The 16,562-nt window shown below is 61.0% G+C and carries 19 protein-coding genes and 2 tRNA genes; 15 read left to right on the top strand and 6 right to left on the bottom strand.

Features of this window, described 5'->3' with window-relative positions:
* The first annotated feature begins 2 nt into the window (after positions 1-2).
* The 6 genes from AC097L_RS00220 (at position 3) to AC097L_RS00195 (ending at position 3,195) form a co-directional block, all read left to right on the top strand.
* Positions 3-1,082, top strand: coding sequence for an FAD-dependent oxidoreductase (locus AC097L_RS00220; RefSeq protein WP_479584096.1), 1,080 nt, complete (start codon positions 3-5; stop codon positions 1,080-1,082).
* On the top strand, positions 1,079-1,276 hold the full coding sequence (gene thiS / locus AC097L_RS00215; protein WP_479584095.1) for a sulfur carrier protein ThiS: 198 nt from the start codon (positions 1,079-1,081) through the stop codon (positions 1,274-1,276). The genes AC097L_RS00220 and thiS overlap by 4 nt, the downstream gene beginning before the upstream one ends.
* A gap of 3 nt (positions 1,277-1,279) precedes the next feature.
* Entirely contained in the window at positions 1,280-2,080 is an 801-nt protein-coding gene (locus AC097L_RS00210) for a thiazole synthase (RefSeq protein WP_479584094.1), read from the top strand.
* Between the two features lie 36 nt (positions 2,081-2,116).
* Positions 2,117-2,947, top strand: a complete 831-nt coding sequence (locus AC097L_RS00205) for a thiamine phosphate synthase (protein ID WP_479584449.1) — start codon at positions 2,117-2,119, stop codon at positions 2,945-2,947.
* Between the two features lie 31 nt (positions 2,948-2,978).
* A tRNA-Asn gene (locus tag AC097L_RS00200) sits at positions 2,979-3,054 on the top strand.
* A gap of 65 nt (positions 3,055-3,119) precedes the next feature.
* A tRNA-Asn gene (locus AC097L_RS00195) sits at positions 3,120-3,195 on the top strand.
* Between the two features lie 89 nt (positions 3,196-3,284).
* Here the strand turns inward: AC097L_RS00195 and AC097L_RS00190 are convergent.
* Positions 3,285-3,764 (bottom strand): hypothetical protein, encoded by a 480-nt coding sequence (locus AC097L_RS00190; RefSeq protein WP_479584093.1) that lies wholly within the window; start codon positions 3,762-3,764, stop codon positions 3,285-3,287.
* A 670-nt stretch (positions 3,765-4,434) separates the two neighbouring features.
* On the opposite strand from AC097L_RS00190, the gene AC097L_RS00185 reads away from it, so the two are divergent.
* From AC097L_RS00185 to AC097L_RS00170, 4 genes are all read left to right on the top strand, one after another.
* Entirely contained in the window at positions 4,435-4,617 is a 183-nt protein-coding gene (locus AC097L_RS00185) for a hypothetical protein (protein WP_479584092.1), read from the top strand.
* 1,042 nt (positions 4,618-5,659) lie between these two features.
* On the top strand, positions 5,660-5,920 hold the full coding sequence (locus tag AC097L_RS00180; RefSeq protein WP_479584091.1) for a hypothetical protein: 261 nt from the start codon (positions 5,660-5,662) through the stop codon (positions 5,918-5,920).
* Between the two features lie 50 nt (positions 5,921-5,970).
* Positions 5,971-6,585, top strand: a complete 615-nt coding sequence (locus AC097L_RS00175) for a flavin reductase family protein (protein WP_479584090.1) — start codon at positions 5,971-5,973, stop codon at positions 6,583-6,585.
* A gap of 172 nt (positions 6,586-6,757) precedes the next feature.
* On the top strand, positions 6,758-7,678 hold the full coding sequence (locus tag AC097L_RS00170; RefSeq protein ID WP_479584089.1) for a hypothetical protein: 921 nt from the start codon (positions 6,758-6,760) through the stop codon (positions 7,676-7,678).
* A 134-nt stretch (positions 7,679-7,812) separates the two neighbouring features.
* On the opposite strand, the gene AC097L_RS00165 is transcribed toward AC097L_RS00170, so the two are convergent.
* A complete protein-coding gene (locus AC097L_RS00165; protein ID WP_479584088.1) occupies positions 7,813-8,184 on the bottom strand; it encodes a COG4315 family predicted lipoprotein in 372 nt (123 codons plus the stop codon).
* Between the two features lie 215 nt (positions 8,185-8,399).
* Between AC097L_RS00165 and AC097L_RS00160 the strand changes: the two genes are divergently transcribed.
* Positions 8,400-9,356, top strand: a complete 957-nt coding sequence (locus AC097L_RS00160; protein WP_479584087.1) for a LysR family transcriptional regulator — start codon at positions 8,400-8,402, stop codon at positions 9,354-9,356.
* Between the two features lie 25 nt (positions 9,357-9,381).
* A complete protein-coding gene (locus tag AC097L_RS00155) occupies positions 9,382-9,960 on the top strand; it encodes a glutathione peroxidase (protein ID WP_479584086.1) in 579 nt (192 codons plus the stop codon).
* 66 nt (positions 9,961-10,026) lie between these two features.
* Here AC097L_RS00155 and AC097L_RS00150 read toward each other — a convergent pair whose 3' ends face one another.
* Together AC097L_RS00150 and AC097L_RS00145 are read right to left on the bottom strand one after the other, a co-directional pair.
* Positions 10,027-10,662 carry a response regulator transcription factor gene (locus AC097L_RS00150; protein WP_479584085.1) on the bottom strand — a complete coding sequence of 212 codons (636 nt, stop codon included), beginning with the start codon at positions 10,660-10,662 and terminating at the stop codon, positions 10,027-10,029.
* A complete protein-coding gene (locus AC097L_RS00145; protein WP_479584084.1) occupies positions 10,659-12,023 on the bottom strand; it encodes a cache domain-containing protein in 1,365 nt (454 codons plus the stop codon). The genes AC097L_RS00150 and AC097L_RS00145 overlap by 4 nt, the downstream gene beginning before the upstream one ends.
* A gap of 156 nt (positions 12,024-12,179) precedes the next feature.
* Here AC097L_RS00145 and AC097L_RS00140 point away from each other — a divergent pair, with 156 nt between their 5' ends.
* Both AC097L_RS00140 and AC097L_RS00135 read left to right on the top strand, forming a co-directional pair.
* Positions 12,180-14,285 carry a carbon starvation CstA family protein gene (locus AC097L_RS00140; protein WP_479584083.1) on the top strand — a complete coding sequence of 702 codons (2,106 nt, stop codon included), beginning with the start codon at positions 12,180-12,182 and terminating at the stop codon, positions 14,283-14,285.
* Complete coding sequence (locus tag AC097L_RS00135) at positions 14,278-14,490, top strand: YbdD/YjiX family protein (protein ID WP_479584082.1); 213 nt, start codon at positions 14,278-14,280, stop codon at positions 14,488-14,490. The genes AC097L_RS00140 and AC097L_RS00135 overlap by 8 nt, the downstream gene beginning before the upstream one ends.
* Positions 14,491-14,583: 93 nt before the next feature.
* Here the strand turns inward: AC097L_RS00135 and AC097L_RS00130 are convergent, their stop codons facing one another.
* Both AC097L_RS00130 and AC097L_RS00125 read right to left on the bottom strand, forming a co-directional pair.
* Entirely contained in the window at positions 14,584-15,357 is a 774-nt protein-coding gene (locus AC097L_RS00130) for an anti-sigma factor (RefSeq protein ID WP_479584081.1), read from the bottom strand.
* Positions 15,358-15,367: 10 nt separating this feature from the next.
* Positions 15,368-15,961, bottom strand: coding sequence for an RNA polymerase sigma factor (locus AC097L_RS00125; RefSeq protein ID WP_479584080.1), 594 nt, complete (start codon positions 15,959-15,961; stop codon positions 15,368-15,370).
* Positions 15,962-16,142: 181 nt separating this feature from the next.
* Here AC097L_RS00125 and AC097L_RS00120 point away from each other — a divergent pair, with 181 nt between their 5' ends.
* On the top strand, positions 16,143-16,535 hold the full coding sequence (locus tag AC097L_RS00120; protein WP_479584079.1) for a c-type cytochrome: 393 nt from the start codon (positions 16,143-16,145) through the stop codon (positions 16,533-16,535).
* Positions 16,536-16,562: the final 27 nt, after the last annotated feature.

Below are 16,562 nucleotides of genomic sequence, written 5' to 3'. Positions count from 1 at the left end.
TCATGGACGACTCCTTGGCCACACCACTTACCACCACCATCCTCGGCGCAGGCCTGATGGGCCGCTTGCTGGCCCTGGCTTTGGCACGCGCGGGCCACACGGTGCGGGTGTATGAAGCCGGTGGGCCAGAGGCCGAAGGCGCAGCCGCCCGTGTAGCCGCCGCCATGCTGGCACCGCTGGCGGAGTCGGCCATCACCGAAACCAGCGTCGTACAAATGGGCCAGCACGGGCTGCTACGCTGGCCGGAGTTGATCGCGCAGCTCGACGCACCCGTGTTCTTCCAGCAAAACGGCACTTTGATTCTTTGGCACCGGCAAGACGCGGCCGAGGCCACGCGCTTTAGTCACCAGCTAACCGCCACGCGCCAGGCATTGCCCAGCCTGCCCGCCCCGCAGCCGCTGGATGCTGCAGCCATCGCCCACCTGGAGCCCAGCATCGGCACCCGATTCGCCCAAGGCCTGTACCTGCCAGGTGAAGGCCAGTTGGACAACCGCCAACTGCTGGCCGCGCTGCTGCTGCAATTGCAAAAGCACGGTGTTGATCTGCACTGGCACAGCCCGCGCGAGCCAGAGGCTTGCCAGGCGGACTGGAATTTCGACTGCCGGGGCCTGGGTGCACGTGGCCAATGGCCGGGCCTGCGCGCCGTGCGTGGCGAGGTGCTGCGTCTGCACGCGCCGGGGGTGGATCTGCGCCGTCCGGTGCGCTTGGTGCACCCGCGCTATCCGCTGTACATCGCACCCAAAGAAGACAAGGTGTTTGTGGTGGGGGCCACCGAGATCGAGTCTGACGATATGTCGCCCATGAGCGTGCGCTCCAGCCTGGAGCTGCTCAGCGCCGCCTACAGCGTGCACCCCGGCTTTGGCGAGGCGCGCATTTTGGAGTCCAGCACCCAGTGCCGCCCCACCCTGCCCAACAACCTGCCCGCCATTCGCCAGCTCGGCCCCCGCGTGCTGCAAATCAATGGCCTGTACCGGCACGGCTTTCTGATTGCCCCGGCGATGCTGGACGCGGTGCTGGAATTCATGGAAAAAGGGCATTCAGCGCTTGCCGTGCATTGGGGTCTTGCTATAGAAACTGTATGAACGTCCTGATTAACAACCTCCCCCATACCCTGCCTGCCGATGCCACGCTGGCCGACGCGGTGGCGCTGCTGCAGGCGCAGCCGCCGTTTGCCGCCGCCGTCAACAAAAGCTTTGTGCCGCGCGCGCTGTACCCGCAGACCGCGCTCCAGGATGCCGACCGCATCGAAATCATCCACCCCGTCACCGGCGGCTGAAACATGACACCTGACCCCCTCATCCTTTATGGCGAAAGCTTCGCCAGCCGCTTGCTGCTGGGCACCTCGCGCTACCCGTCGCCCAGCATCCTGGGCAGCGCCATCGCGCGCGCGCAGCCCGCCATGCTGACCGCATCGCTGCGCCGCCAGAACCTGGGCCAGGCCGATGCGGGTGCCAACGGCTTTTGGGATTTGCTGCGCCAGACCGGCGTACCCGTGCTGCCCAACACCGCCGGGTGCCACGGCCTGCAAGAAGCCATCACCACCGCCCACATGGCCCGCGAGGTGTTCGACACGCCGTGGATCAAGCTGGAACTGATCGGCGACGACTACACCCTGCAGCCCGACACGCTGAACCTGGTGGAGGCCGCCAGCCGCCTCATCCACGACGGCTTCAAGGTGCTGCCCTACTGCACCGAAGACTTGGTGCTGTGCCAACGCCTGGTGGACGTGGGTTGCCAGGCCGTGATGCCCTGGGCCGCGCCCATCGGCACCGGCAAAGGCCCCATCAACCCCTACGCCATGCAGGTGCTGCGCGAACGGTTGAGCGTGCCGCTGCTGGTCGATGCCGGGCTGGGCCGCCCCTCGCACGCCTGCCAAGTGATGGAATGGGGCTACGACGCGGTGCTGCTGAACACGGCAGTCGCCCTGGCCCAAGACCCGGTGCGCATGGCCGGTGCCTTTGCCGATGCCGTGCAGGCCGGGCGCAACGCCTTTTTGGGCGGCGCGATGCTGGAGCAGCAAGCCGCCCAGCCCAGCACCCCGGTGCTCGGCACGCCGTTTTGGCACCACGCGCAGGAATAAAAAATGCCCCACACCATCACCACCCGCTTTGCCGACATGGCGCTGCCCGCCACCGAAGAAGCGCTGCGCCTCGGCGCCTGCCTGCAGCTCGGCTTCATCCCCGCCGATGCCGCCTGCATCGCCCAGGCCTGGCAGGCGCAGATTGCACGCACCGGCAACGCCACCGACTGGCCGGATGCTCCGCAAGATTTCGGTCTGCGCCCCTGGCCGCGCCCGGATGCATTCCCACCCTGCCCGCAGCAACTCGGCCTGTACGCCGTGCTGCCCGATGCGGCCTGGGTCGGTCGCATGGCGCGGGCCGGTGTGCCCACGGTGCAGTTGCGCTTCAAATCTGACGATGCGCAGGCCATCGCCCAAGAAGTCGCCGCCGCCGTGGCCGCGGTACAGGGCACGCCCGCCCTGCTGTTCATCAACGACCACTGGCAGGCAGCGGTCCAGGCCGGGGCCTACGGCGTGCACCTGGGCCAGGAAGACCTGGATGTGTTGCAGCCGGTGGACCTGGATGCCATCCGCACGGCAGGCCTGCGCCTGGGCGTCAGCACCCACGGCTACGCCGAGATGCTGCGCGCCGACCGTGTCAGCCCCAGCTACATCGCCCTGGGTGCCGTCTTCCCCACTACGCTCAAACGCATGGCCACCGCCCCCCAAGGCACGGCCCGGCTAGCCGCTTACGCCCGGCTGCTGCGCGACTACCCGCTGGTCGCCATCGGCGGTATCGACGGCGAGCGTTTGGCCGCGGTGTTGGCCAGCGGCGCAGGGTCTATTGGCGTGGTGCGGGCGTTGACTGGAGCGTCTGACCCCGAGCAGGCCGCCGTCGCCCTGGGCGCGGCCATCCAGAAGTTTTTGACTTCGGTACAGAAACCATGAAATCCCACGCTATAATTTGAGGCTACGATATTCCTCGATAGCTCAGTTGGTAGAGCGCCGGACTGTTAATCCGTAGGTCCCTGGTTCGAGCCCAGGTCGAGGAGCCAAAATTTCCAACTAGGGCTTACGCCAATCCGTAGGCCCTTTTCATTTAAGTTAAAAGTATCTGCATTCCTCGATAGCTCAGTTGGTAGAGCGCCGGACTGTTAATCCGTAGGTCCCTGGTTCGAGCCCAGGTCGAGGAGCCACCAAACCCCACTATGAACCGTCGGGTTCACACTGCGAAGAAGCGCATCTTCGCGGTAGCCCACCACCACCGACGTGTTACTGATTGTGATCAGCTGCACAAAAGTGCCCTCAGCACCCGCAGCTGCTTGGGATCGGGGTAAGCCCGGATCACCTTCTGTACCGTTTCAACCGCCATACCTCGGTCTATGTCCACCAGGCGGTAGTCTGGTGCTTCCTGCGTCTCCAGGTCGGTCAGCGATGTATCTAGGGCTTTGATGCTTTCTTGAAGGACTTTCAAGCGCTCCATGGTGGCGGGCAAATTCGGTGTGTTTTTACCCAAGGTCTCCTCCACTTCATGCAGCTTGTCGCGTTTTCCCTCGGCTTCGCGCAGTCCCTTGACCAAGGTGCGGCGGCGCACATCGCGCTCTTGGGCCCACTTTCCGCCGTTCGCCTTAATTTCATCGACCACTTTTTGCACCGCGGTGGTGGTCAGCACCTGGCCCAGCAGCTCATTCACCATCCAGGCATCAAAGGCCTCGGCCGGAGTTGCCTTCAAAAAGCGCCGTGGTTTGCCGGTTTCATGCGCCAATCAGGCGTCATAGCGGTGGACGGAATTCTTCACCAGGGGTCCTCCCAGTCAGGTCGGACATCATCGAAGCCAACTTTTTTAAGAAATCGACGAAAAAGCTTGTCGGCCAGCTTGTGGGCACTGGAAAAAAAAGAGGTCACTTTAAAAAGCTACTGGTTAGTTTAAAAAATAACCAAATGGTGCATCTTAATTGTTACATCTTCATGTAGTTTCGATGGATATTTTGTGTATTCGGCAAGAGTGTGGAAAGTTAACAACTGCGGAAATTTCGTACGAAATCTGCACCGCCGCTAACGTGTTGCGCTGCAGCAATCCTTTACAGCCGGATCACCATGATTTCAGCCAGCGCGTAGGCATCACAAAACCTTAGCTACGTTGATGCCGCTAGCGGCATAGCCATTCTCATGCTGATCCTGGTGAAAGTCTTTCCGACTGTGCCCGGGTTATCACCGCAAATAATTGCGTTCTGTAGATATGGTCAACTTTGCGTCCTACTATTCTTTGTAGCTTCAGTTTTCACGCTATGCCGCTCTTCGGGCGTTTGACGCAACAAACCGGATAATATCAAAAATTTTTTTATTCACCGCTTTTGCGAATTGCGCCTCTTTACTATGTTGGTATTGCGCTCTATTTCGCGCTATCTCGTTTCATTCCAGAAACGGACCCAAACATGAACCCTCATCCATATACTGCAGCAAATATTATCGCAAATATTCTGTTTATTCATGGATTTGTGCCGAGTGCAAACAACAGCATTGTTCCTGGTGGATGGTCTATTGGCGCAGAAATGGCTTTCTACGCCTGTTTCCCTATGTTGTTTAAGTATTTTGAATACTTGAATACCCACAATTGAATCAAATCGCTAGTCGCCGTGACTGGTGATCACAGCAACCGCTTCAAATAGTTTCATCCTACAGCTCGCGTTTGGCATCCACTTTAGCCCAGAAATTAACAACTCTTTTCAATACTACAACTTAATCAACTAGCTGTAATTTTTATTACAATAACAATAATTTTCTATATCGCCCTAAAAATATCGTCCTAATTTTATATTTGTATTAATAACCCCTGTAGCCGGACTTTCATTTTTTGACTGTTATTTCCACTTCGTCAATGAAAAAACCTGATTACCCGCTTTGCAAAATAGGAGAAGCCTAATTGTCTATTTGCATGCTCAGAAGGTGGGTAAGATTGGCAAAAACGGCACTTGATGGCTGCTGGCTTTATCGACTCCACACAAAAATGACATTGCTTATCGGCGAGCAAAGACTGCATTATGAAAAATCGTTGACGGATTGATATGACTAAACGGAAGATAATTAAGCAGTAAAAATTTATATCTCCCGGGCATATGCTCAAACCAGCACTCCAATCCATGCTAAACCGGCCTATCCCAGCAAAATTTTAAAGACCGTGACTGCAATCACTTTCAGATGGTTACGCTCATGCGCAATCCAAGTTGGAGAAAATAAAACGCTACAGTGGCGATAAATCCAACAATCACACAAACGAGGGCTATGCCGTTGCCTCCCATTCACTAGCATGCAGCCGCAAAAAATCCAAGAGCGATTATTTTAATAAAGCCCATAACGGATCCGACAGATTAAGATTCCAACCTATCAGCGCGTCAATATGGTTCACAGTGAATTTTCGACGGGGCTTACAGTACTAGAAATAAGGGCTCATTTTTAGAGAATTGCATTCAAAAAACCACCACTATAGATTCAAGCCGCCAAACGAAGCCTTTTTGGCCACACATATGGCCTTAGAATCTCAATATGTGTGATTCCTAGAGACTCCCAGACGAAGAGCCAAAAAAAGCACTTAACCATCCTGGTTAAGTGCTTTTTTATGCCCAATCAACCCGCAGTAAATGCAAATTACCGAAAGCAAACATGTTTGACCAAAGCGGCCAGTGGATTCCCCTTGAGACCTATGACGACTTCGACAACGGCCTGGGCGAGTTGATCGACTTGTGGTCCAGCGCCGACAAAACCGCCACCGCGCAACGCAAGCAAGCCGCCCTGGCCCACTACAAGGCCGACCTGGAAGCCGCCACGCTCCAGTGGGCCGAGAACAAAGCCAAGTCCAAGAAATACACCGCCATTGCACAAGAACTGGCCGAGTTTGAAGAAGTGCTGGTGAACGGCTCGTAACCAAAGACCTGAGGCAGTGCCAGACTGCACCGGACTGGTATCTTCGGACCATGCCCATCCACTCCTACGAACCCCGCCTCGGCCACGGCCTGCCGCACGATCCGTTCAACGCCATCGTCGGGCCCAGGCCTATTGGCTGGATTGCCTCACACAGTGCGGCCGGGGCTCTGAACCTGGCACCCTACAGCTTTTTTAACGCCTTCAACTACACGCCGCCCATCATTGGCTTTGCTAGCGTAGGCTACAAGGACACGGTGCGCAACATAGAGGCGACCGGCGAGTTTGTGTGGAACCTGGCGACGCGCAGCCTGGCCGAGGCCATGAACCAGACCTGCGCCGCCGTACCGCCCGAGGTCAGCGAATTCGGGCTGGCAGGGCTGACACCCGTGGCATCGCAGCTGGTAGCGGTGCCACGGGTGCGGGAGAGCCCGGTGGCATTCGAGTGCCGCACCACGCAGATTCTGCAATTGCAAAGCGCCAACGGCGACAAGGTACCAACCTGGCTGGTACTGGGTGAGGTGGTGGCCGTGCACATCGATACCGCGCTGCTCAAGGACGGGGTGTACGACACGGCCCACGCCGGACACATTCTGCGCGGCGGCGGGCCTGCGGACTACTTCCATATCGGGCCAGAGCAGCTATTCCAGATGCGCCGCCCGGTTTAAGGAAAACGGGCTGCTAGCGTTCATTCCGCCTGCGTTAGACCATCAAAATGCATAGCAAAGCATCGCCTGCAATGCAGACCGGTATTTTTCCTACAAAGCTTATCCAAACTGTCTGACAGCACGCGGGCGGGCGCTCGGCAATCATCACTCCACACAACTTTTGGAGACCTGTATGAGCCGCCCCTACCCTGCCACGGCCGATGAGATCGGCAGTTTCCGTGCAGATTCCGATATTCGCCCGACGGCCACGTCTGCCAGTGCCGTGTCTTGGGGGGCGATTTTGGCGGGTGCTGCGGCAGCTGCTGCTTTGTCGCTAATTTTGCTGATGCTGGGGGTAGGCCTGGGCCTGTCATCGGTATCCCCCTGGGCCCGCGACGGGGTCAGCGCCACCGCGTTTGGCGCGTCCACCGTGGTGTGGATTACGGTGACCCAACTGGCGGCTTCGGCGTTTGGCGGCTACTTGGCTGGTCGCCTGCGGAACCGCTGGGCTAACACCCACAGCGATGAGGTGTACTTTCGCGACACCGCGCACGGCTTTCTGGCCTGGGCGATTGCCTCGCTGGTAACGGTGACGCTGCTGGCTTCGGCGGTGGGTTCGATTCTTAGCGGTGGCGCTCAGGTGGTGGGCACAGCGGCTACCGCAGGTGCCCAGCTGGTCGCTAAAGCTGGCAGCGCTGACGGCGCCGATAACTCCATGGGCTATTTTGTTGACAGCTTGTTCCGCAAGGAAGCCAAGGAAGGTGACGTGGCTGTGGCTGAACCCTTGTCGGCAGCCCCGCTGATCGAGGTAGGCCGAATCTTTACCAGCAACCTGCAAGCTACCACCCTGCCCCCGGCCGATGTTCGCTATGTCGGCCAACTGGTAGCACAGCGCACCGGCTTGCCGCAAGCGGATGCTGAAAAGCGGGTCAGCACCGTGTATGCCCAGATGCAAAACCAGCTGCAAACCGCCAAGGCGACCGCTCTGGAGGCCGTAGAGAAAAGCCGCAAGCTCTCTGCTTACGCCGCCTTATGGTTGTTTATTGCGCTGCTGATGGGTGCGTTTGTCGCCAGTTGGGTTGCCACCTACGGCGGCCGCCAGCGTGACCTTTAAGTAGTTTGGTCCAGATTCCTTTCGATTTCCCTTTTCATTTTTTGGAGAACAGCATGCGTTCCATACTTTTGTACTTGGTTGGTATCCCAATTCCCATCATCATTTTGATTGCTCTATTTGTGCGCTAGGGCAGCTTACTTCACCAGGTGCCAGACATCTTTGAAGTTGTCACCCATGCGATCCGCGGCCGTTTTGTCATTTTGGAAAAAGTACAGAGGCTTGCCTTTGTAGGCCCACTGCTTGCTGCCGTCGTCGCGGGTGATCAGGGTGTAGCCGTCCAGGGGCTGGTCGGCTGCAGCCGCCATCAGCGGGGGCCACAGCGCAGCGCAGGGGCCATTGCAGACGCTCTTGCCGTTGCCCGCCATGTCTTTGTCAAAGGTATAAAGCGCCATGCCGTTAGGGCCCACCAGTACACCATCGGCCATTTTGGCGGGGACACCGGCAGCTGCAGCAACCAGGCTGGCACAGCCCAGCAAAAGGGCTGCGGCAAAAGATTTGGTCAACATGGTGTGGATTCCTTGAGGTGAAAATCGGTTGAGGGTCGGGTGACGGTCGGATGAGGAAGGGCATGGCAGGTAAAAAGCGCCCACCGGGTGTAGGACAACAAGTGCGCGCGGTTAATTCCCGTGGCCACACAAATATTCCCCAAGCCGGAACTTACCCATCCAGAAGTTTATGTTTGTAACATGCATCCATACAACCGATATGTAAGGGCTTGGTTATGGATGTATTGCGCCTGACCCTGCGCCAACTACAGATTTTTGTGGCCGTGGCACAGAGCGGCAGCACTACCGCAGCCAGCGTGGCAATTGCGCTGTCGCAATCGGCCACCAGCTCGGCAGTGACAGAGTTGGAGCGGCTGCTGTCTCTGCAGTTGTTTGACCGCGTGGGCAAGCGCCTGCTGCTCAACGACAACGGCCGCGCCTTGCTGCCGCGCGCGCTGGCCCTGTTGGACGGTGCCGCGGGCATTGAGCAAATGGCACGGGATGGTGTAGGCCAGGCCCAGTCGCTGCGCATTGGAGCCAGCACCACCATCGGCAACTACGTGCTGCCCCCGCTGTTGGGCGGTTGGGCGGACTGGCAGGCATCGGGGCAAGCCAGCGCCTGGCAGTCCAGGGTGCAGATTGGCAACACCGGGCAAATCGCCCGGGCTGTGGCCGACTTTGCGCTGGACGTGGGCCTGATCGAAGGGGCCTGCCACGAAGCCACGCTGCAGGTCACGCCCTGGCTGCAGGACACACTGGTGCTGGTGGCCGCGCCCACGCACCCGCTGGCGCAGGGCCACACCGCCACGCTGGACGACCTGCGCGAAGCCGTGTGGCTGCTACGCGAACCCGGCTCGGGCACCCGCGAGACCACCGACCAGGCCCTGCTGCCGCACCTGCACGCCTACCGGCGCAGTATTGAACTGGGCAGCTCCGAGGCCATGCAGCAGGCCGCCGTGCACGGCCTGGGCATTGCCTGCCTGTCGCGCTGGGTGGTGCAAGATAAACTGGCTGCCGGGCAGTTGCTCTGCCTGGATACGCCCTGGCCCGCCATCCAGCGCCAATGCCACCTGATCGTGCCGCGCCACAAGCAGATCACGCCGGCCCTGCGGGCTTTCATCGCATACGCAACAAGATTCGCAACAAGATTCGCAACAACCCCTGAACACGCTGCACTGCTGCAAAAGCACTAAAGTTCTGACAACCCAGGAACACCCCATGCACCCCATCCATTACGCCTTTGTCTTGGCTCTCGCCGCCAGTAGTCTGCCTTCTCTGGCCCAAAAAGCCGTCCAAAGCACCGCACCCGCCGCCTGCCCCGCCATCCTGCAGCACCAGTTTCCGCGCCTGCAAGACGAGGCACCCCAGAACCTGTGCCAGTACACCGGCAAGGTGGTGCTGGTGGTCAACACCGCCAGCTACTGCGGCTTTGCAGGCCAGTTCGAGGGGCTGGAGGCGTTGTACGCCAAGCAAAAAGACAAGGGCCTGGTGGTGCTGGGCTTTCCGTCCAACGACTTTGCGCAAGAGGCCAAAAGCTCCAAGGAAATTGCCGACTTCTGCTTCAACACCTATGGCGTGAAGTTTCCCATGCTGGGCAAATCGGTCGTGTCGGGTGCGGGCAAGAACGCGTTTTACGCCGAGCTGTCCAAGGCCACGGGTCAAGAACCGCGCTGGAACTTCTACAAATACCTGATCGACCGCAAAGGCCAGGTGGTGGACAGCTACACCTCGCTGACCGGGCCAGACAGCAGCAAACTGGTGGCGGCGATTGACAAGGCGCTGGCGCAGAAGCCTTAGGCATTAAATTGGCCTCTAGCGCATATATTACCTACGCCTATAGCTATTAATTTGGAAGCAAACAGCTTAATTTCTGCTGGCCTCCATCGCAAACCGCAGCAGCGCCGCGCTGCTCTCCAAATGGAAGCGCTGGCGGATATTGGCGCGGTGGGCATCCACCGTGCGAAAGTCGATGCCCAGAAAGCGGGCAATCTCTTTGCTGGTCAAGCCCTGGGCCACCAGGGCCAGCACCTCGGTCTCGCGGGCGGTCAGGCTGGGCTGCTGCTGGCGACGCTCCAGGGCGCGCATCAGCCCGGCGGGGTAATGGGTGGAGCCGCCCATTACCGCCTCGATGGCCTTGACAATCACCTCCACCTCCGACTCCTTGACCACAAAGCCGGCCGCACCCGCATCAAAGGCCTGCAGCATGTGCTCTTCTTGCGTGGAGGCCGTGAACACCACGTAGCGGATGCCCGGCTGGCGCGCGCTTAGGCGCTCGATCAAGGCGATGCCGCTGGTGGGCTGCATGCGCAGGTCGGTGAGCACGATGTCGGGCTGGCTCTGCTCGGCCAGCACCAAGGCTTCTTCGGCGCTGCGGGCCTGGGCCACCACCTGCACCGGTGGGCCGTAGGTGGTGAGCAGGCTGACCAGGCTGTGCAGCACGATGGGGTGGTCGTCCACGATCAGCAGCTTGATGGGGGCGCGGGTGGTGGAGGGGGTCACGATTTCAGGGCTTCCGGGGGCAAGTAGGCGGTCAACACGGTAGCACCGGGCTCTGACTGCAGGCTGAACTGCCCGCCCAAGGTGGCAATGCGCTCGCGCATGTGGGTCAGGCCCAGGCCCTCGCGCACCTGGCGCTGGCTGGCCTGCACGTCAAAGCCGCGGCCATCGTCGTGCAGCTCCAGGCGCAAGCCCGCAGCGTCGTGCCGCAGGTGCAGGGCTACGTGGCGGGCCTGGGCGTGCTTTTCCACATTGCCCAGCGCCTCTTGCAGCACCCGGAACACGGCGGTGGCCACGGCATCTGGCAAAAACAAGGTGTGGGGCAAACCATCCACCCGCGCATCCACCGTGATGCCGGTGCGCTCGCCAAATTCGCGGGCGATCTGGGCCACGGCACCGGCCAGGCCTACATCGTCCAGCAGCGTGGGGCGCAGGTCGTGCGAGATGCGGCGCACATCGCGCATCACGCCCTGCATAAGGTCCAGCCCGCTGCGCAGCGTGGCCGATGCATCCCCGCCTCCGCGCTGCACCTGCACCAGGGCAGACTCGAAGACAAACTTTACCGACACCAGCCACTGGCTAATGCCGTCGTGCAGCTCGCGCGAGACGCGGGAGCGCTCGGCCTCTTGCGACAGCACCACCTTCTGGGCCATGGCGCGCAGCCGGGCATCGGCAGCACGCTGCTCGACCAAATTCAGGGCAAATCCGCCACCTGCCACCAGCAGCAGCGCGGCCAGTGCGATTAAAAGGATCTGGTTGCGGGTTTGCACAATGGCCGCCGCGGTGGAGCTGGTGATCAGCGCCTCGGTTTCCTGCAGATGGTCCAGATACAGGCCGGTACCCACCACCCAGCCCCAGGCAGGGATGAATTCCACATAGCCCAGCTTGCGCTCCACGCGGTGGGTAGAGGGCCGGTTCCAGGGGTAGTCCACAAAACCGCCCCCACCCTGGGCCCGGGCCACCAGCTGCTGGATGGTCAGGCCGCCCGTGGCATCGCGCAGCTCCCACTGGCTGCGGCCCTCCAGCTGCGGCAGGCGCGGGTGCATCAGGCTGTTGCCGTTTTGGTCGTAAACAAAGAAATAGCTGTCTTCGTCAAAGTCCATGCGCCGCAACAGCGCCAGGGCTTCATTTTGGGCCGCCGCCACATCGCCCTTTTGCTCCACCAAATAGGCAATGGCACGCAGGCCGACGCGCACAAAATGCGCCAGCTCGTCCTTGCGGGCCTGCAGCAGGATGGGCTGCACCGCTGCAATCTGCGCCTGGGCCAGTTGGTCGGACTGCTGGCGCACCGTCCAGGCCACCGCCACCATCGCCAGCAGCAGCGGCACGGCGGCCAGCAGCAGCACTTTCCACCGTAAACGCATTGCCATCCTTTCGGTTTGAGCACCGATGGTAGACGGCCCGACTCTAGGGAAAACGCTTACGTATTCACACAGAGCGGCGCTCCGCACTAGCACCGATGCCAAAGCATGTCGCGGCAAGAATACTCAAGTCTTCGATTTTCACAACGAGACAAGAGCATGCAAACTCAACCGAGAAGCTGGACCAACCACGCCCTGTGGGCGCTGGTAGCCCTGGGGGGCGCGGGGGCGCTGGCCACCATTGCACTGCACCGAGGCGAGACCGTCAACGCCCTGTGGGTGGTGGCCACGGCCATTGCGGTCTACCTGATCGCCTACCGCTACTACAGCCTGTTCATTGCCGACACGGTGCTCCAGCTGGACCCCGACCGCCCTACCCCGGCGGTACGGCTCAACGACGGGCTGGATTACGTGCCCACCAACAAATACGTGCTGTTTGGCCACCACTTTGCGGCGATTGCCGGAGCCGGCCCGTTGGTGGGCCCGGTGCTGGCGGCACAAATGGGCTATCTGCCCGGCCTGCTGTGGATTCTGGCGGGCGTGGTATTTGCCGGGGCGGTACAGGACTTTCTGGTGCTGTTCATCTCCACCCGGCGCGACGGCCGCTCGCTGGGCGATTTGATCAAGTCCGAGCTCGGGCCGATCCCGGGCGTCATCGCCTTGTTTGGCACCTTCATGATCATGGTGATCATCCTGGCGGTGCTGGCGCTGATCGTGGTCAAGGCGCTGGCCGACAGCCCCTGGGGCACCTTCACCGTGGCGGCCACCATCCCGCTGGCGTTGTTCATGGGCGTGTACACCCGCTTTATGCGGCCCGGCAAGATTGGCGAAGTCTCGGTAATTGGCTTTGTGCTGTTGATTGCGTCTATCGTGGGCGGCGGCCAGGTGGCGGCCAGCCCCGAATGGGCTCCCATGTTCACCTTTGACGGCAAGCAGCTCACCTGGATTTTGATTGCCTACGGCTTCATCGCCTCGGTGCTGCCGGTGTGGCTGCTGCTGGCCCCGCGCGACTATCTGTCCACCTTCTTGAAAATCGGCGCAATTCTGGCGCTGGCCATCGGCATCGTGGTGATTGCCCCCGACCTGAAGATGCCGGCCATCACACGCTTTGTAGACGGCAGCGGCCCGGTGTGGGCAGGCAGCCTGTTTCCGTTTTTGTTCATCACCATCGCCTGCGGTGCGGTGTCGGGCTTTCACGCACTCATCGCGTCGGGCACCACGCCCAAGCTGCTGGAAAATGAGGCCCAGGCCCGCTTCATCGGCTACGGCGCGATGCTGATGGAATCCTTTGTGGCCATCATGGCCCTGGTGGCCGCGTCCATCATCGAGCCCGGTGTGTACTTTGCGATGAACAGCCCGCTGGCCGTGCTCGGCCCCACGGCCGAAAGCGCCGCGCAGGTCATCTCGCAGTGGGGCTTTGTGGTCACGCCCGAGATGCTGCTGCAAACCGCCAAGGACGTGGGCGAAACCACCATCATCTCGCGGGCCGGTGGCGCACCCACCCTGGCCGTGGGTATGGCGCAGATCTTCTCGCACATGGTGGGCGGCAAGGCCATGATGGGCTTCTGGTACCACTTTGCGATTTTGTTTGAAGCCCTGTTCATACTGACCGCGGTGGACGCGGGCACCCGTGCAGGCCGCTTCATGCTGCAAGACCTGCTGGGCACCTTCGTGCCCTCGCTCAAAAAGACCGACTCCTGGATCAGCAGCGGCCTGGCCACCGGCCTGTGCGTAGCCGCCTGGGGCTACTTTTTGTACCAGGGCGTGGTGGATCCGCTGGGCGGCATCAACACCCTGTGGCCGCTGTTTGGCATCTCCAACCAGATGCTGGCCAGCGTGGCGCTGATTCTGGGCACCGTGGTGCTGTTCAAGATGAAGCGCGAGCGCTACGCCTGGGTGAGCCTGCTGCCCGCTACCTGGCTGCTGATTTGCACCATGACTGCCGGTTGGCAAAAGCTGTTCGATGCCAACCCGAAAATCGGCTTCCTGGCCCACGCCGCCAAGTACCGCGACGCGCTGGACCAGGGCAAGCTGCTGGCTCCCGCCAAGGCCATGGAGGACATGCACCGCGTGATCGTCAACGACTACATCGATGCGACGCTGTGCGCCTTCTTCATGGTGGTGGTGGTCAGCATCCTGTTCTACGGCATCCGCGCCTGCCTGGCCGCCCGCCGCGCCAGCCAGCCCACGACCCGCGAAACCGGTGTGCCCACGCCCAAGAAACCTATCCCCATGCCCGGCCGAGGCCGCCGCGCCAATGCTTAAGGAAATCGCTAACCTTGGCCAGAACTTGGGAAGCTACCTGGGCCAGACCGCCCGCCTGATGGTCGGCGTGCCCAACTACGACATCTACGTCGCCCACCAGCGCAGCCAGCACCCGGACCAACCGGTGATGGGCTATGAGGCCTTTTTCCGTGAGCGGCAGGAAGCGCGGTACGGGGGCAAGGGGCGTGTGGGGTGCTGCTGCTGAGCCAATGCTCCTGTTTTTGACAAAGAAAACAGGAGCACTTTACGTATATTTTATATACGCTAAAGACCTTTTTTATGCCTGAAATTAGGCCTGCTACAGCATCTTCTGGATCAAAGCGCCCTTGAACAGCACTGGCCCGGTCGGCCCAGAGCCCATTGGCACGCCGCCCTTGGGCTCCAGGGTGATGGCCAGGGTGGGGACTGCTTGGACGTCGCCTTCACCTGCGGTCAGGCGCAGCAACTTGTCCGCCCCCAGCACACCTAGGGAACGTGGCCCGCCATTGGGTGGCAGAGCCCAGAGCTGCAGCGACTTGTCGCTGGCTTCCTGGTAGCCGCTCACGCGCTGCAGCAGCAGCTTGTTGTTGCGGGCATCGAAGGTCACCAGCATCGAAGGGTCGGCCTTGCCGTCGGCCAGCACGGCCACGTATTTGATCTGCGGTGCCGCCTGCAATTGGGTCTGCAGGCTGGCGATCTGGGTGCCCAGCTGCGCGCGCTGGTCCACTCCCACCACCAGGGCCATCACCGCCGCCGCCACACCGGCAACCGCCGCACCGCGCCAGACGAACAGGTTGCGGAACCAGCCAACGGCTGCGGCTGGGGCGGCATGCGCATCGCGCATGGCCTGGCGCTGCACATCGGCCTGCACCAGGTTGTCAATGCGCGTCCACACCACCGGCTCAGGCAGGATCTGGGTTTGCAGTTCGGCCACGCTGCCGATGCGGGCCTGCCAGATGAGGGCCGCAGCGCGCACCGGAGCCTGTTCGCGGGCCAGGGTTTCGAAGCGGCGGCGGGCACCACTGCGCAGCGTGCCCAGGGCGTAGCTGGCGGCCAGTTTGTCTAGCAGTTCAGGGTGTTGGGTCAGGTTCATGGCCAAGCCCTTACGCAAAACGCGCCATACAGGTACGCAGTTGCTCCAACCCGCGGCGGATCCAGGTCTTTACGGTGCCCAGCGGTAGCTTGAGCTGCTCGGCCAGCTCGCCGTGGCTCAGGTCGCGCAGATAGGCCAGGCTGACCACCTCGCGCTGGCGATTTTCCAGCCGGGCCATGCACTGGTGCAGCGCCCAGGCCTGCTGGCTGGCATGGGTGGTATCCATGGGGTTGGGGCTGTCGCCCTCAAGCGTCTCGGCCATGACTTCGTCGAGTTCTTGCGTCACGCCACTGCGGTCGGCGGTGCGGCGGCGCAAAAAGTCCAATCCCCGGCTGCGCACGATCAGCCCCAGCCAGGCCATGGGCGGGCTGAGGGTGGCGCGGTAGTCGCCTGCGGCGCGCCAGATGGTCATGAAGGCCTCTTGCAGCACGTCTTCGGCCCATTCCCGGTTGCCCACCACGCGCACCGCCAGCCCGTACAGCTTGGACGAGGTGTGCTCGTACAGGGCTTTGAGGGCGGCTGCGTCGCGTTGGGCGACTCGGTCCAGCAGTTCCATAAGTTCGGTGTCCGGGTTGAGAGAGTAGGCAGATGTGGATAGGCTCATGGACCGGATTGTCAGACATATCCAGATACAGATTCCAATGCAGGGAATACGGGGCCTGGGAAGCTTTGGATTCAGACCCTAATAACCCAGTATGCCAGTAGGGATTTACATCTACCTAGTGCGATGCTGCGTAAACATGGGCCTGGCTGCAATAGCGCAGCCCTTTATTTACTTTGACTGTATGCACACCTATTCTGGAGCCCACGCCCTGCCACGCCTATCCTTCTTCTTACTCGCCCTGTGGGCCGCCGCACCGGCCAGCGCCCAGTCGGTAGCGCATGGCCAGGCACTGTACGCCGCGCATTGCACCGCCTGCCATAGCGTGGATTACAACCTCACCGGCCCCATGCACATGGGCGTGGTGGGCCGCAAGGCGGGCAGCGTACCGGGCTTTGACTATTCGCCCGCGCTACGCCACAGCAAGCTGGTGTGGACCCGTTCCAACCTGTTGGCCTGGCTGCAAGACCCCGAGGCGCTGATTCCCGGCCAGGGCATGGACTTCAAACTGGAGGCCGCCCGCGACCGTGAAGACCTGGTGGCTTACCTGGCCACGCTGACCCCAGCCTCCAAATAAGCTCAAGCAAAATACGGCATCTTCTCA

The organism is Rhodoferax sp. RT5P35 (genome assembly GCF_056521385.1).
This window is presented reverse-complemented; position numbering and strand designations above follow the sequence as displayed.